Source organism: Acinetobacter sp. 24-47-64 (assembly GCF_057737055.1).
The window spans coordinates 1,336,833-1,352,515 of record NZ_CM173215.1 but is presented as its reverse complement, the minus strand read 5'-3'; the positions used below and the strand labels follow the sequence as shown (position 1 = coordinate 1,352,515).

Annotated in this window: 14 protein-coding genes; 6 read left to right on the top strand and 8 right to left on the bottom strand. The window is 37.7% G+C overall.

Annotated elements, in window-relative coordinates; genetic code table 11:
* Positions 1–28: 28 nt before the first annotated feature.
* The gene (locus tag AC1M85_RS06380) at positions 29–478 is read left to right on the top strand and encodes an acyl-CoA thioesterase (protein ID WP_488213774.1); all 450 of its coding nucleotides are present in this window, start codon (positions 29–31) and stop codon (positions 476–478) included.
* Here the strand turns inward: AC1M85_RS06380 and dnaX are convergent.
* The 7 genes from dnaX to AC1M85_RS06345 all read right to left on the bottom strand — a co-directional run bounded on the left by dnaX (position 468) and on the right by AC1M85_RS06345 (position 9,406).
* The gene (dnaX, locus tag AC1M85_RS06375) at positions 468–2,594 is read right to left on the bottom strand and encodes a DNA polymerase III subunit gamma/tau (protein WP_488213773.1); all 2,127 of its coding nucleotides are present in this window, start codon (positions 2,592–2,594) and stop codon (positions 468–470) included. The genes AC1M85_RS06380 and dnaX overlap by 11 nt on opposite strands.
* A 118-nt stretch (positions 2,595–2,712) precedes the next feature.
* A complete protein-coding gene (locus AC1M85_RS06370; protein WP_481592111.1) occupies positions 2,713–3,171 on the bottom strand; it encodes a copper resistance protein NlpE N-terminal domain-containing protein in 459 nt (152 codons plus the stop codon).
* A gap of 60 nt (positions 3,172–3,231) precedes the next feature.
* Positions 3,232–3,849 (bottom strand): metalloprotease secretion chaperone CpaB, encoded by a 618-nt coding sequence (gene cpaB, locus AC1M85_RS06365; protein ID WP_092767795.1) that lies wholly within the window; start codon positions 3,847–3,849, stop codon positions 3,232–3,234.
* A gap of 3 nt (positions 3,850–3,852) precedes the next feature.
* Positions 3,853–5,622 (bottom strand): metalloendopeptidase CpaA, encoded by a 1,770-nt coding sequence (cpaA, locus tag AC1M85_RS06360; protein WP_488213772.1) that lies wholly within the window; start codon positions 5,620–5,622, stop codon positions 3,853–3,855.
* A gap of 69 nt (positions 5,623–5,691) precedes the next feature.
* The gene (locus AC1M85_RS06355; protein ID WP_228143123.1) at positions 5,692–6,951 is read right to left on the bottom strand and encodes a serine hydrolase domain-containing protein; all 1,260 of its coding nucleotides are present in this window, start codon (positions 6,949–6,951) and stop codon (positions 5,692–5,694) included.
* A 68-nt stretch (positions 6,952–7,019) separates the two neighbouring features.
* A complete protein-coding gene (locus tag AC1M85_RS06350) occupies positions 7,020–7,874 on the bottom strand; it encodes a MaoC family dehydratase (RefSeq protein ID WP_488213771.1) in 855 nt (284 codons plus the stop codon).
* Between the two features lie 140 nt (positions 7,875–8,014).
* The gene (locus AC1M85_RS06345; protein WP_092767789.1) at positions 8,015–9,406 is read right to left on the bottom strand and encodes a 3-oxoacyl-ACP reductase; all 1,392 of its coding nucleotides are present in this window, start codon (positions 9,404–9,406) and stop codon (positions 8,015–8,017) included.
* A gap of 240 nt (positions 9,407–9,646) precedes the next feature.
* Here AC1M85_RS06345 and AC1M85_RS06340 point away from each other — a divergent pair, with 240 nt between their 5' ends.
* The gene (locus AC1M85_RS06340; protein WP_092767787.1) at positions 9,647–11,176 is read left to right on the top strand and encodes an acetyl-CoA C-acetyltransferase; all 1,530 of its coding nucleotides are present in this window, start codon (positions 9,647–9,649) and stop codon (positions 11,174–11,176) included.
* Between the two features lie 55 nt (positions 11,177–11,231).
* Here the strand turns inward: AC1M85_RS06340 and aceI are convergent, their stop codons facing one another.
* The gene (aceI, locus tag AC1M85_RS06335; RefSeq protein WP_488213770.1) at positions 11,232–11,663 is read right to left on the bottom strand and encodes a chlorhexidine efflux PACE transporter AceI; all 432 of its coding nucleotides are present in this window, start codon (positions 11,661–11,663) and stop codon (positions 11,232–11,234) included.
* A 97-nt stretch (positions 11,664–11,760) separates the two neighbouring features.
* Here aceI and aceR point away from each other — a divergent pair, with 97 nt between their 5' ends.
* The 4 genes from aceR (at position 11,761) to AC1M85_RS06315 (ending at position 15,675) form a co-directional block, all read left to right on the top strand.
* Complete coding sequence (gene aceR, locus AC1M85_RS06330) at positions 11,761–12,645, top strand: HTH-type transcriptional regulator AceR (protein ID WP_488213769.1); 885 nt, start codon at positions 11,761–11,763, stop codon at positions 12,643–12,645.
* A gap of 94 nt (positions 12,646–12,739) precedes the next feature.
* On the top strand, positions 12,740–13,726 hold the full coding sequence (gene tal / locus AC1M85_RS06325; protein ID WP_481594870.1) for a transaldolase: 987 nt from the start codon (positions 12,740–12,742) through the stop codon (positions 13,724–13,726).
* A 66-nt stretch (positions 13,727–13,792) separates the two neighbouring features.
* On the top strand, positions 13,793–14,443 hold the full coding sequence (leuE, locus tag AC1M85_RS06320; RefSeq protein ID WP_488213768.1) for a leucine efflux protein LeuE: 651 nt from the start codon (positions 13,793–13,795) through the stop codon (positions 14,441–14,443).
* A 53-nt stretch (positions 14,444–14,496) separates the two neighbouring features.
* Positions 14,497–15,675, top strand: a complete 1,179-nt coding sequence (locus tag AC1M85_RS06315; RefSeq protein ID WP_488213857.1) for a benzoate/H(+) symporter BenE family transporter — start codon at positions 14,497–14,499, stop codon at positions 15,673–15,675.
* The last annotated feature ends 8 nt before the right edge of the window (positions 15,676–15,683 follow it).

Genomic DNA, 15,683 nt, shown 5'->3' with positions numbered 1-15,683 from the left:
AATCTTTAATCAACTTTCTGAATAAAATATGACAACTATTTCAAAAAAAACTAGAGCAGACTATAAATTCTTTTTTCCCATCCAAACCCGTTGGGCTGATAATGACGTGTATGGGCATGTCAATAACGTCACTTATTACAGCTACTTTGACACCGCCGCAAATGCGCTACTTATTCAACACGCACTATTTGACTTTAAAACTTCGCCTATCATTGGACTCGTTGTTGAATCAAAATGTACATATTTTTCTGAACTATCCTACCCCGAAGTGATTGATGTTGCTGTCGCTATCGAAAAGATTGGACGATCTTCAGTGACGTATAGCATTTCAATATTTAAGAAAAATCAATCAGAGCCAGCTGCTCAAGGTTATTTTGTGCATGTATTTGTCAACCGTGACTCTCGTAAAAATATTGAATTACCAAACTCAATACGTGAAGCCTTAACTACGTTTATGACAACTAAACTTAAGACTTAAGCTGAATATTATGTAGCTCACCGCCGAAAGTTTTTAATAAGTCTTCCACGACGGGTTCTTGATGAATCAATTCTTCAGCACGTCGATATGCCTTTTGCTTACGCTTTTCCTGCAGATCGAAAGGCGTTTCACCGTTTGGTTCGTTGTATTTTACGATTAATTGAGATTTTGAAAATGATTGCTTGAGTGCTGCTTCTAAACTCGGAATGAGTGAGTGCAATAAAGCTTCGTATTTTGCAGGGATATAGAATTCACATGTCCCATCAATTTGACCTTGCATAAGACCTTGTTGTGCTAATTCTTGTACCGCAGGTGTTAATGGACTATTTCTGAACCAGTATTCCCACTTTTGAGTATCCCATTCACCTACCAATTCGACAGGCTCAAGTTTAAGAATATCTTGAGGCATTAAACCTTTTAAGCCAACATCTGTGACAACAATTTTATTCTCATCGGGTAGATCTAGACTTGGGCAATGAGTGCCATTCGATGATCCTTCTTCTTGAACTGACAATTCAGCGCTTTCAGCAGAATGTTCATTTGGCTTAGGCTCTAAAAAGAAAATATTGTCTTGATCAACAATAGAAGATTCAACAGGCTCTGAATTAAAGCTTGCTCCAAATGAAGTCAGCTCAATCTCCCCACTGCCTACCACAGAGTTGGTTAAATTCTCTTGTTTCACTTCAACAGATACAGACTGACCGACATCATCCGCATGATTTAATTCTGTTGAATGCAAGCTTTCAGATTCAGATTTTTCAGGATGAACTGACTCCGTAGGAACAGCCTCATCATCAGATGCCATCATCTGCTGAAATAAGATTAGATCCGTATTTTCCTCATCTTTTACATCACGACTACGCTGAATCGAACTCGTATTATTCTCAGGCGAACTGATTTTCGATCCTGCTTCTTGATGATCAGCCGATATAGATTCTGAATTCTCTGTCGAAATCTGATTGAAATTTTCAGCTTCTTTTAAGACATTTGATTGTTCTGGAGGTGCTTGAGTGGTCAGCTGCTCATTATTCGCCATCGGGCGGAATGCCAACAACCTGAGCACACACATTTCAAAGCCTTGCTCTTGAGTCACTGCAATTTGTAATTCAGCACGACCTTTACATGCGATTTGATAATACAATTGTAGATCTTGAGCAGAAATCATGCTCGAAAGCTGCATAATTTTCTGATTAATCTCAGCACTATATTTTAAACTCAAGTCTGGTAAATATTGGAGTAAAGCCAACTCATGTAAAGTTGAAATGAGTTGATCCAACACCAAAGAAACATCAAGTGCTTGTTGACGGAATTGGAGTAATAAAGCACTGACTTTAGCACGTTGATTTTGATGTATCGCCAAAATAAGGTCGAAAATAATCGTGCGATCAATCAAACCCAGCATTTCTTTCACATCTTGGTGGTGAATCGCACCTTGCCCATATGCAATTGCTTGATCTGTTAGCGACAGTGCATCACGTAAAGAACCTTGTGCTGACTCAGCGATCTGCCAAATCGCATCAGCTTCCGCATTAATTGATTCTTTAGTTAAAATTTGTGTGAGATGTGAAGTGATTTCATCAACCGCCAATGGGCGCAAAGTAAATTGCAAACAACGTGAAATAACCGTAATTGGAAGTTTTTGAGGATCTGTCGTCGCAAATAAAAATTTGACATGTTCAGGCGGTTCTTCAAGTGTCTTGAGTAAAGCATTGAATGAATGTGTGGACAGCATGTGTACTTCATCAATGAGATACACTTTAAAACGACCTTGCGTTGGTGCATAAGGTACGTTATCCAATAATTCTCGTGTATCCTCAACTTTGGTTCGGGATGCTGCGTCAATTTCAATTAAGTCTATAAATCGACCTTCATTGACTGCGGTACACGTTGGGCATACTTCACACGGTGTAGATGTTACACCTGTTTCACAGTTCAGACATTTAGCAAGAATCCTTGCAATCGTTGTTTTACCAACGCCACGCGTCCCCGTAAAAAGATAAGCATGATGCAGTCGACCACGCTCTAAAGCACTGGTTAATGCACGCGACACATGGTTTTGACCAACCAATTCTAAAAAATTACGTGGACGATATTTACGCGCAAGAACCTGATACATGAATGCTCCCTAATTACAGGACTAAGCATACTGTTTTTTTTGGCAAGAGTGAATGCGTTACAGATCATTCATACATTCAAAAAACAATTTAAACCCAACTCTTTTTTCTTGGGAAAATTTAACCTGTTAAATTCAAACTAAAATCATCAAAATTTTCGTATTCCTCACCAGTCCCATCGATACGAATTTCTAGCATTTTGTTGACCAAATCGACAAGAATGATATTTCTAGTTGGGACACCGTTTAATTGAATCAAAGACTTTTCAGTATTAATGAATTTGAACTGACCTTTGATTTCTTCTGCTTGGTTATGACCGCTTAGACTTAATCGTGACAACACATACGTTTGGTCTGCGTTAAGTTGTAAATCAACAGCCATACCAGGACAATCCTCACAACGCGAAAAACACCCCATACATGGCGTAGTACCTTGATACAAACCAATATATTGAGGTGTTACTTGATTTTTTATTGAATCATTCTGTTTCAAGAGTTGATTTGATTGCGTAGACTGATCGCAAGAAGCCATATGAATCGACGATATCAAAACGAATGGGATGACAGTACTACGGCGCATAATCACAAATCAATTTTAACAATTTTGTGAAAATTACCATATCTCAAGTCTGCATATGAATCAATGCGTATGTTGGTGCACGTGAACCCCATCATCATGTAAAACTTGATCAGGGTAAGCGAGTCCAATCCCTTTAATTACTTCAGCAAAATATGACCCTTTATCTGTATAAACTTTAATAATTGCATATTGATCTTCAATACTTTGAGTAATCGTAAAATAGTTTAGATCAGCAGGATAATCCTCAAATTGCCCCTTATATCTCACAATTCCATCCTCAACTTGTTCAATCTCAGTAATTTCGGCCACACGATTGATACCAAATTGCAAAAGTTTCAAGGGAAATTTACTGCCCTCTTTCATGCTCGCCACTTGATCAGGGCTAAACTTAAATAAATAACCCGTGTCAGCCCGATGCTGAAAACTTTCTGGAAGAATCATATGCCGTTCAACATTTTGTTCTAGTACAGGCATAAGCTCAGGCATCAAATGAGAACTCGATGACTCATTCTTATTTTTAAGGCGTTCGTCATGAGCATAAACATTTTGACCCAGTTCATTTTCAACTTGATGCTGCTGTAAGCTTGCAGATGGTTTGTCTTTTTCGGGTTTTAGATATAACGTAAATGTAGCAGTCACAAAAACTGCTACACCCAATAAAATATAAATTACTTTCATAAATTATTTGAATAGCGACACTGCTTTAGCATTTTTATTAATCATAGTGACAGCATCACGATCATTCGTACCCCCTAATTGGTATCCATACTTTGGATGGAATAAATCTGGGCTTGAGAAATAAGAGATACTATTACCTCCCATAATCGTACTACCCAAAGGATGCTCCAAACCACGTGCTGGCCCAGCGGTATCATGATGATTAACCCCCATATTATGACCGAATTCATGTCGTAAAACCGTGATTCCACAGTTAATACTTCCACTACCGATCATATAATTGGAGTTAGGGTTTACAAGTAAGTACGCTAAACCACAGCCCTCTTCATCACCTTCATAATATATAGCATCAGCTTTTAAGCGATTACGCTCATTCTGAATAACTTTGTCCACACGACCAATATCAAGGACATTGTTTAATGTTTTAGAACCTGGTGTTTTATATTGCAGATAACCAACGTTGCGTAGATAAAACTTGGCATTTGAATTTTCTGCAGACACATTGGTTAGGTCAAAGCCTTCAATCAATCTAATTTTCGCTGCATTTGCACCTAATTTCTCTGCAACAGCAGGACTACTCACCAAAAGCATGTCAATCGTTGCACTATCAGCTTGCCATCCTTGAGATGTATAGACAAAACGTTGTGTTTCACCAGTTTGAATCGTTTGTCGTAAATTATTGGATGCCTGAATTGTGCTGCTCCACGCCGCTCCAGAACTTATGATTATCTTGTCATTGATTTGAGCACGATCAGGTAAATTAATTACTGATTGCCAATTTCCATTTGCCAACTTAACACGTGTCACTGGTTGTTTAGGATCAGGAACTTTTTGATTATTTAAATCTTTCGCTTGTATCACACCTTCTGGTGCAGAAACTAAAATCCACTTCGCTAATTCTTTTACAAACATAAATTCATATCGATCACCTCTATTTAGTTTTAAAGTTGCTGAGGTATTGATATTCTGATTTGAAATAGTAGCTTCCCATGTTGCAGTCGACTTCACGATCACACGATCACGGTCATATGCTGAACTTGGTAACGTGAATTGTGACACCCAGTTTCCATCACCAAAAATAATTTCAGTTAAAGGGCTATCGGTTTTATTTAACTGAGTACCCACTGAACTAACATTTATTTGCCTCGGCTTGATATATTCAGGAACCCATTTTTTTAGTTTTTGATTAAATACAAACCAATAGCGATCTCCTTTTTTTAAATTAAAATTACTCGAAAAAAGAAGATTTGTTGTATCAATTGATGAATCCCAGCCTGCATCAGATTCAATCAACATTACCGTATTGTTAGTTACATCGATCGGCAATACTATTTTCTTTGCCCAAGCGCCATCTTTTAGATGAACTCGCTGTATTATTTGTTGATTAGATATAATATTTTGTACACTTGAATTATCGACAATGGCACTAGGTGTACTGTTGATTCGCCATTTTTTTAAAGATTCACTATAAATAAAGTCGAATGTGTTTCCTCTATTGATTTGAATTGATTCAAGTGGAATATCTATATTGGAAGTATCTAGATATGCCGTATATCCCGCCGATGAAGAAATTCTAATCTTGTCATTATTTTTTGGATTGTTTGGCAGATAGATTTGCTTCGTCCAATTTCCATCACCTAATTTAAATTCTAATTCAGCATAACCGCTCGGAATCTGCCCGCTTTGCTGATTTTGGTTTGGTGTAAGTACTGTACTTGCCACAACACCACTCATCAAACAACCCATTAGTAAAAAGGTAATTTTTTTATTCATCATGTCACTATTTGTTTATTTTAGTTAAAGTTAGTGTACATTATAAATACAAACTCCCCTTTGTAAATGTTAAAACCATCCCTTTTTACCATTATTAATGTGATCCACACATCTCAATGCCTCTTGCGATAAACTCCACAAACGATAATCCCCTGTAATTGACCCAACAGGATAATTATGAGTATAGGCAAAACTTAATTTTCTTTCAGGATCACACCAAGCTCCTGATCCGTTGTAGCCCATATGACCAAAACCATTTTTTGCACTTTTACCGAGCGTGATAACTCTGTGATAACCCAAACGCCAATGCATAGGTATTGGCATCACCTTGTCTCGATCATAACTTTGAATTTGCGAAAGTTGTTTGAATACAAGTGGCTTGATAAATTGTCTTGATTCGAACTGACCATAGTGCGCCATCATGGCATAGATTTTCGCTAAACTTCTGGCTGTAAATACACCATTAGCAGCAGGAATGGGTTGAGTCAGAACACGATCATCAAAAAAGCTAAAACCCTTCATTCCCTTTGGAATCATTGCATCTATAAAATCATCAGGATTTTGACCAGAATATTGAATGATACGATCCGAAAATGAAACTTTCTGTTTTTTCTTCTTTTGTTGTGCAACTTGAGTAGTTGATGACTTTCTTTCAATATTTGTTTTTTCTAGAGGTTTGGCTATTCTTGAAAGTTGATCCTGAGGGACACCAAAATAGGCACCATCTAATTGAAGTGGTTCTACTAAATATTGATTCATCAGCTCAGAAAGATTTTGCTGAGTCGCTTTTTCAATCAGCCCTCCTAATAACCAGCCATACGTAAGTGCTTGATATGCATAATTTGAATTGGGTTTAAAACGTGGTGTCGCGCTAGCCATCACATTGAGCATGTGATCCCAGTCTGCCATTTCAGATGCTTGAGCAATGACATTTCTAACATCATATAAACCACTACGGTGACTCAATACGTCAGCCAAAGTAATATTAGATTTTCCATGTTCAGCAAATTCTGGCCAATAATCAGCTATGGGTTGACGATAGTCTAATTTCCCTTCACTCACTAGAATATGCGACAAAGTCGCTAAGATCCCTTTTCCGGTGGAATAGCACATCGCCATCGTGTCTTCTGACCACTCTTCACTCGAAGACTTTTTTCCAACATAAATATCAACCACTTTTTCTTGACCATAATATACAGCCAATGATGCACCACCTTGTTCAGTACGAGAGTCTTGTAAACGACTAAATAAATGTGCCAAATCTGCAAACTGATGGTGAACGATACCCTTATAATTATGTGTGTCAGCGTAAATTAAATCTTTTAGAATTTTCATCTTCTATCCTTGATTTATAGTTATAAAAAAGCCTAACAAACATGTTAGGCCTAGAGCATCGATTAAAGTGGTTTCACAACACCAGAAACATGAGGTTTTTGTGATTTTGCATTACGAACTAACAAATATGTCGCTTGATCTCGCTCACCCGTTAAAAATTCAACCTCAGATGGTAAAAACATAGGCAACTTAAAATAAACATCAGCATCATAAGCATCCGGTAAACTAATACTTGCTAATGCTTTAGCTTTACTCCACATGCCATGCGCAATCGCTTGTTTAAAACCAAATGCTTTCGCTGTAACTGCATGAATATGAATAAGGTTAAAATCACCTGAAACGAGCGCATAGCGACGCCCCGTGTTTTCAGCGACTTTCCAATTACCCTGTGATTTAAATTCAGGCAACTGATCTTCTTTCGCCTTTGAAGCGGATGAAGTATTTGTTTTTTGACGAGAAAGATAGGTCGTTAAACCTTCCATCACTACATCATTTCCTACTTTTGCAGTCGTAATGAAGTCAAATTGCAAACCTTTGTCATGTGGTTTTAACTCACCAAATTGGCATGATAGCGTGATAGTTTCATTCACTCCAATTTTGCGATACTGCTTAACTTGATTACGAATATGAACCAAACCCAGCAAAGCAAATGGGAAAGGTTCTTGTGTCATCATTTGCATCTGCAAACTTTGAGAAATGACTGCCAAGTAAGTCGATGGTACATATCCATTATTCTTATAACCACAAATTTCGTTATAAGATTTTAAATGGTCATGATCAACACGATATTCATCAACGATGTAATCCACTTGTGGAAGTGTCTTTTCGCCTTTCGGTTTTTTAAAAATTAAACCTTTAATGACTTTAGGATAAGCTAAATAAGCTTTTGGCAATTGACTAAAGTGACGTGTTTTCATGTTAAAAATTCCCATTTATCTTTATAAAAAATTTACAGTTTGCAGCTCAACAAAACGATCATAACAAATCATACGAGCAATAAAGAGAGCAATGCCTGAACATTACTCTCTTTCATTTAACAATCTATGACCACTAAAGCTTAAGCACCTAATAAACTTTGACCGCACACACGTACAATGTTTCCATTCAGCCCCGTTGAAGCAGATGAAGCAAATAATGCGATTGTTTCAGCCACATCAACTGGTTGACCACCTTGACTCATCGAATTCATACGGCGACCCGCTTCACGAATTGCGAATGGAATCGCTGCTGTCATTTGAGTTTCAATAAATCCAGGAGCAACAGCATTAATCGTTACACCATTTTTCAAAATTGGTGCTGTAAATTTCACTAAACCAATCACACCAGCTTTAGAAGCTGCGTAGTTCGTTTGACCGAGGTTACCCGCAATACCTGAAATCGAAGATACGCAAACGATGCGACCATTTTCATTGATGCCTTCATTAGACAACAAATATTCATTCACACGCTCAATCGCAGATAAGTTAATGTTAATCACAAGATCCCAAAGCTCTGGCTTCATATTAGCAAGCGTTTTATCACGTGTAATACCGGCATTATGGACAATCACATCTAGCCCGCCTTGAGCAGCCGCTGCAGCTTTGATTTTTTCTCCAGCATCTGGTGCAGTGATATCAATCGCTAAAGTCGATCCACCAATTTCACTCGCAACACGATCAAGATCTGCTTGTTGTTGTGGTACATCTAAGCAAATGACATGAGCACCATCACGCGACAAAACATGCGCAATCGCTTCACCAATACCACGACTTGCACCTGTGACCACTGCAGTTTTGCCCGCAAGTGGTTTAGTCCAATCAACATCAACAACATTTGCTTTTGAAACACGAATGACTTGACCTGATACATACGCTGAGCGCGGAGAAAGTACAAAACGAAGTGTAGATTCAAGATTTAAAGCAGCATCTTGATCTACATAAACCAATTGTGCAGCAATACCTTTCTTAAATTCTTTACCTACAGATTTCACGAAACCTTCTAATGCACGTTGAGCAATCGCTTGTTTCACTGTAGGTGCTGATTCTGGTGTCAAGCCAACGACGACTACACGACCTGAAGTTTGAATTTGGCGAGCAATTGGATTAAAGAATTTATACAATTCAATTAACTGTTCAGAGTCCTGAATACCCGAAGCATCAAACACAACTGCTTTGAATTTCGACTCTTTATCGCCTTCATTAAACGCACCTAAGTTCAACCCTACTTTAGCTGCAGCTTGTTGTAACTCAGCATTGTTTCCCGCATAGCTGTTGGCATGAATATTACTCAGAACTTGCGCAATTTCACCATTAAAAAGACTTTTAGACGCAGAACCGAATAAAACAGCGCCTTGAACAACAGGCGTTGCTGATTCAAAGCGATCTAAGTGAATTGGAGATGGTAAACCTAAATTTTTGATGACAAATTTACCAATTGGAGATTTTGCAAAAGCTTGATATTGGTCAGTCATGAATATGATCTCTCGATAGAATAATTTTTTGAAGGATCTATGATGTAGATGAAGTTCAGTTCAAACTCTGATACTTAGTAAATTAATCGATCCCTGCGTTTCAGTTAAATAATACTTGAGTTACTCTATGTATGTCTTGACCTGAAAGCATTGCTAAATGTCATTTTAGTCAATACGACCTCTTAGCGATTATGCTAATGTAGCACTCAAGAATATCCCAAATATGCTTGGAAAAGCCTTATGAGCAAAACAACTCAAGAAAATCCAACAACTGAGAATTCTGCGAAAGCGGCTGTGTCAAATACATCAAAAGCTCGTTCAAATGCGAGTAGTGGTAATGCAAACAGTGCCAACAACGCAAATACTCCAAAAGCGACTCGCCCTCGTACGTCGACGACTCGCAAAAAAACAGCAGCAACAAATAAAACTAAAGCTGAAAATCAAACTTCAGCAACTACGACTCAATCTTCCGCTGAACAGGAAAAAACTATGACTCAAAATACTGTACGCCGTGTTGCAATTATCGGTGGTAATCGTATTCCTTTCGCACGTTCTAATGGTGCTTATTTCACAGCCACAAATACGGATATGCTTACAGCAGCATTGAATGGTCTAGTTGAGCGTTTTAATCTTCAAGGTCAACGTCTGGGTGAAGTCGTTGCTGGTGCTGTACTAAAACACAGCCGTGATTTCAATATGACGCGTGAATGTGTGTTAAGCACAGAGCTTGCACCTGAGACTCCAGCTTACGATATCCAACAAGCTTGTGGTACTGGGCTTCAAGCTGCTTTCCTCGTAGCGAACAAAATTGCATTAGGTCAAATTGAGGTGGGTATTGCAGGTGGAGTAGATACCACTTCAGATGCTCCTATCGCATTTGGTGATGGATTACGTAAAGCCCTCTTAGAACTCAACGTTGCAAAAACAGGTAAAGATCGTCTTAAAGCGTTAACTAAAATTAACGTAAAAGATTTGCTAGATGCTCCTAAAAATGGTGAACCTCGTACTGGCTTATCTATGGGCGATCACCAAGCGATCACAACACTTGAGTGGGGCATTTCTCGTGAAGCTCAAGATGAACTTGCTGCATCGTCTCATCAGAAAATGGCTGCAGCTTATGAAGCAGGATTCTTTGACGATTTAATGACGCCATTCCTTGGCCTTGAGCGCGACAACAACTTACGTCCTGATTCAACTGTAGAAAAGCTTGCAAAACTTAAGCCAGCGTTTGGTAAAGGTGATGCTCGTACAATGACTGCTGGTAACTCTACTCCACTTACCGATGGTGCTTCTTGTGTATTATTAGCATCAGAAGAATGGGCTAAAGCAAATGGTCACGAAATTTTAGCGTATTTAAGTTTCTCTGAAACTGCTGCTGTAGATTTCATTGGTAAAAAAGAAGGTTTGTTAATGGCTCCTGCTTACGCAGTTCCACGTATGCTCGAGCGTGCTAATTTAAAACTTCAAGATTTTGACTACTATGAAATTCATGAAGCATTTGCATCTCAAGTTCTTTCTACATTAAAAGCTTGGGAAGATCCTAAATTCTGTAAAGAACGTCTAGGCTTAGATGCGCCTTTAGGTTCAATTGATCGTGCGAAGTTAAACGTTAAAGGCTCTTCGTTGGCTGCGGGTCACCCATTTGCCGCAACAGGTGGACGTATTATCGCAACTGCTGCAAAAATTTTAAATGAAAAAGGTTCAGGTCGTGTACTTGTGTCGATCTGTGCTGCAGGTGGTCAAGGTGTAACGGCAATTATTGAAAAATAATTTGATGTTCTTAACAAAAAAGCCCCTCGATTGAGGGGCTTTTTTGTTATAAATTTTAATGATTTAAAGTCTCAGGCGCATAACCCAGTTTAGCCTCGATCCCATCATAGAACCATTGAAATATAAACGTATACACCAGAATACTAAGCGTCAAAGCTAAGTCGACGATAAAAGCTTGTATAAGCGTCATACCCATCATATATGCTACAATTGGAATGGTCACTAACATCAAGCCACCTTCAAATCCTAGCGCATGCAATATACGAACTTTTACAGTACGCTTCCACTGATTGCGCGCTTCAATTTCTTCGAAATAATGATTGAAAATCATATTCCAGATCACTGAAAGTATAGCCATAATCCCACCTAATGAACCTGCAATCTCCAGTGGAACTTCAAAAATAAAACTCAAAGAAATTGCGATGATCACCAATAGAATGATTTCATAGCTTATTGCGTGAATAATTCTTCTCTTTGAAAAAAACATGCGTTCACTCATCAACATTGTTATTCATGCGCGCATTTTATTTTCATAATATTGAATGATCGAGTTAGAATCTATCAAAATTTTTGAAAGAATAAATATGAATATTAATCAAGAACAATTGGTCGTTTTTAAAACTGTGATAGAAACAGGTTCTTTTTCCGCAGCCGCACGTCAGTTAGGCAAGGTCCCCTCTGCTGTCAGTATGGCGATTTCCAATTTAGAGATTGATCTGAATCTTCAACTGTTTGAAAGAGTAGGACGTGAACCACAGCCAACACTTCAAGCTAAAGTTTTGTATGAACGTACTAATCATTTATTGATTGAAATGAATCAATGGAAACAACATGCATTTGGTTTGAGTAGCGGCATCGAAACCGAATTAAATATTGTGGTGGTATCTGAGTTACTGCATAGTAGATGGACTGATTATATTGTTTTATTAGAACAACAATTTCCTCAACTACAAATCAATATATTCAGCGCACCACAAGAAGATGCTCAACAAATGATTTTAACGGGTAAAGCACATTTAGCATTGATGTTTGAGCGTGAACATATTGAGGCGAATGAACAATTCGTGGAATTAATGAAAGAAAGTTTAATTCCAGTTGCATCTGTTCATCATCCGCTGTGCCAAAATCAAAAAGTGAGCTATGAAGAAATTTTTCAAAGTCGTCAAATTGTAGTCGCTAGTCGCGATCGGAACATTAAGCCTGAATTACTCTTCTCCAAAGATGCATGGCGTACAGACAATCACCATTCTGCATGTAGATTAATTTCACAAGGACTTGGATGGGGAGTTTTACCCACTGAAATGCTTTTCGAACAACCAACATTAAAGAAAAAACTTAAAGTTCTACGATTTTCAGATTTCACTCCAAAATTTGATTATTTTATCGATCTGGTTTGGAGTAAAGAGCAACCATTGGGAAAAGCTGCTCAATTTTTAATTCATCACATCAGAAATAAAAGAAAAATGTAGGAAAATAACTTGATTTAAAACTTTTGTAGCATGTTTCAAAATAATCATGTGTTATAAAGATGATATAAGTAATGAAACAAAGAATTAGATCGCAATGACTGAAACAGCTTTATCTCAATTAAAAAACTTCACTACAATTGTTGCAGACACAGGTGACTTAAACGCTATAAAAAAATTTAAGCCATTGGATGCTACCACTAACCCTTCACTCATCACGGCAGCAGCTTCATTCCCTGAAAACAAAGAACTGATTGAAGCTGCATTTGATCAAGCAAAGTCAGAGGGTTATCAGTCAGATGAGTTAATCGATAGAACAATTGATATCCTGACTGTCAAATTAGGTGTGGAAATTCTAAAAGTAGTTAAAGGTCGAGTATCAACGGAAGTTGATGCAGCACTTTCATACGATACAGCCGCGACAATTGCTAAAGCTAAAGAATTACTCGCACTCTATGCGACTTATGGTGTTGATCAAAACCGAATTTTAATTAAAATCGCCTCAACATGGGAAGGTATTCAAGCTGCTAAGGTTCTTGAAGCAGAAGGCATTCATTGCAACTTAACTTTGTTGTTTGGTTTACATCAAGCAAAAGCATGTGCGGATGCTCAGGTCACGTTAATTTCACCATTTGTAGGACGTATTCTCGATTGGTATAAAAAAGCTGAAAATGTGGATCACTATCCAATTGAACAAGATCCTGGTGTGCAATCCGTTAAACATATTTACGAGTTCTACAAACAAAATCAGGTAAAAACTGAAGTTATGGGTGCAAGCTTTCGTAGCGTAGAACAGGTTCTTGGACTTGCTGGATGCGATCTCTTAACTGTATCACCAAATTTACTTGATGAGTTGGCTCAAGATCATCGCCAAGTTGAAGTTCAGTTAAATGCAAATGCACACAGCTCAAATATCGAATCGCTTAGTCCAATCACTGAAATAGATTTTAAAGCGCAAATTCAGAAAGATCTTATGGCATCGCAATTATTGCAAGGCGGTATTGATGGCTTTATTAAGGCAAGAGATCAACTCAGCTCTCTGTTAAAACAATCATTTGGCATAGATGCTGATATTAAAGCTTAATTGCACCTATCCATCATTCTTTCAATCGAGCTCTTAGGAGCTCGATTATTTTTAAGAGATAAATGAGTGTTTGGTATAACTGATCTTCCAACCTATTTAATAGGTACATTACTTATTATTTTATTACCTGGACCTAACTCGCTCTATGTCATGTCTATTGCGACTCGCTTTGGCATAAAAGTGGGCTATCAAGGTGCTTTCGGTATTTTGTGTGGAGATAGCATCCTTATTTTGCTAACTGTCTTAGGTGCCGCAACATTATTGCATCAATTTCCCTGGATTTTTTTCGCCCTAAAAATTATTGGTGCTTTATATCTTAGTTATTTAGGTATCCGCTTAATATATGCAGCCTATTTAACTTGGAAACGTCCAAGTAAAGATCAAGCTAATGTTTCTATTGAACAAAAACAAGAAAAATTTCATCCTTTTCGTACCGCATTACTCATCAGTCTAATTAACCCAAAGGCAATACTGTTCTTTTTATCTTTTTTTGTTCAATTTGTAGATCCAGCTTATCCTTATCCAGCCCAAAGCTTTTTAATGCTTGCTGTAATTTTACAATTGATGAGTATGGCCTACTTAAGTATGTTGATCTTTACAGGTATCAAAATTTCAAATTACTTCAACACGCATTATAAAGTAGCTGCTGCTTCTGTTGCCGCTATTGGTATTTTATTTGGATTGTTCGGAATCAAACTTGCGACATCAACAATGTAATCTTAAGATCACAGACTCATTAGGGAAATAATATAAAAATGCTCAAAAACGTGATAACAAGAATAAAAAAAGATTTTAGTCTACCTGCTGTTTTCGCTGGCTTTATTACATTTTTAATCGGCATTAGCGTTTCATCTGTACTGGTTATTCAAGCTGGACAAGTATTAGGTGCAAATCAAGCACAGATTAGCTCATGGTTTTGGGCACTGGGTTTGAGTATAGGATTATCAGGACTGATCTTAAGCTGGAAGTTTAAATATCCAGTTGCGACATCATGGTCAACAGCAGGACTAGCACTGATTATCGCTACAGGCTCAGGATACAATTTGAATGAGGCGATAGGGGCATTTTTAATATGCGGAATTATGACTGCTGTATTGGGCTTTTTTGGAATATTTCAAAGAATTCTTGAATTTTTACCGCAATCTCTTACAAGCGCCATGTTAGCTGGAGTGTTATTAAAATTTGGCATTTCATTATTTACGGTCATGCAAGACCAATTGATCTATGTTTTAATCTTGATCAGTACATATTTTATAAGTAAAAAAGCATTACCACGCCACTCCATTGTCATTACATTGTTAGCTTGCATTATTGCCACACCTTTTTTCTTTGAATACACAGCAATCAAAATTCACTACGGAATGACGTATCCAGTATGGATTCAGCCTGAATTTCACTGGTCAAGTATTTTGGGTTTAGCTATTCCCCTCTTGATCATTAATATGGCTTCACAATATTTACCTGGTTTAGCAATGATCAGATCCTATGGTTACAAACCTCATGTCAACCAATTAGTAAGTTGGACAGGAATTGCTCAAGCAATATTCGCTCCGTTCGGGGCATTTTCAACCAATATCGCAGCAATTAGTGCAGCTGTGAGCCTTGATGAACAAGTTCATCAAGACCCTGCTAAACGCTATATTGCAGGTATGGCTTGTGGAGTGTTCTATATTTTTATGGGCATTTTTGCAGCGACACTAACGGGATTATTACTGTCATTCCCTAGAGAAATGATCACCACTTTGGCGGCGATCGCACTTTTTGCAACGATTGGACATAACATCAGCATCGCATTTAAAGAAGATTTAGATCGTGATGCTGCTTTAATCACTTTTTTAATGTCTGCATCTGGAGTTCAGTTTTTGGGCATTGGATCTGCTTTTTGGGGATTGGTTATTGGATTTATTATTTATCATTTGATGCGTATACAAATTAAAAAGCCTATTTAAAAAAATAG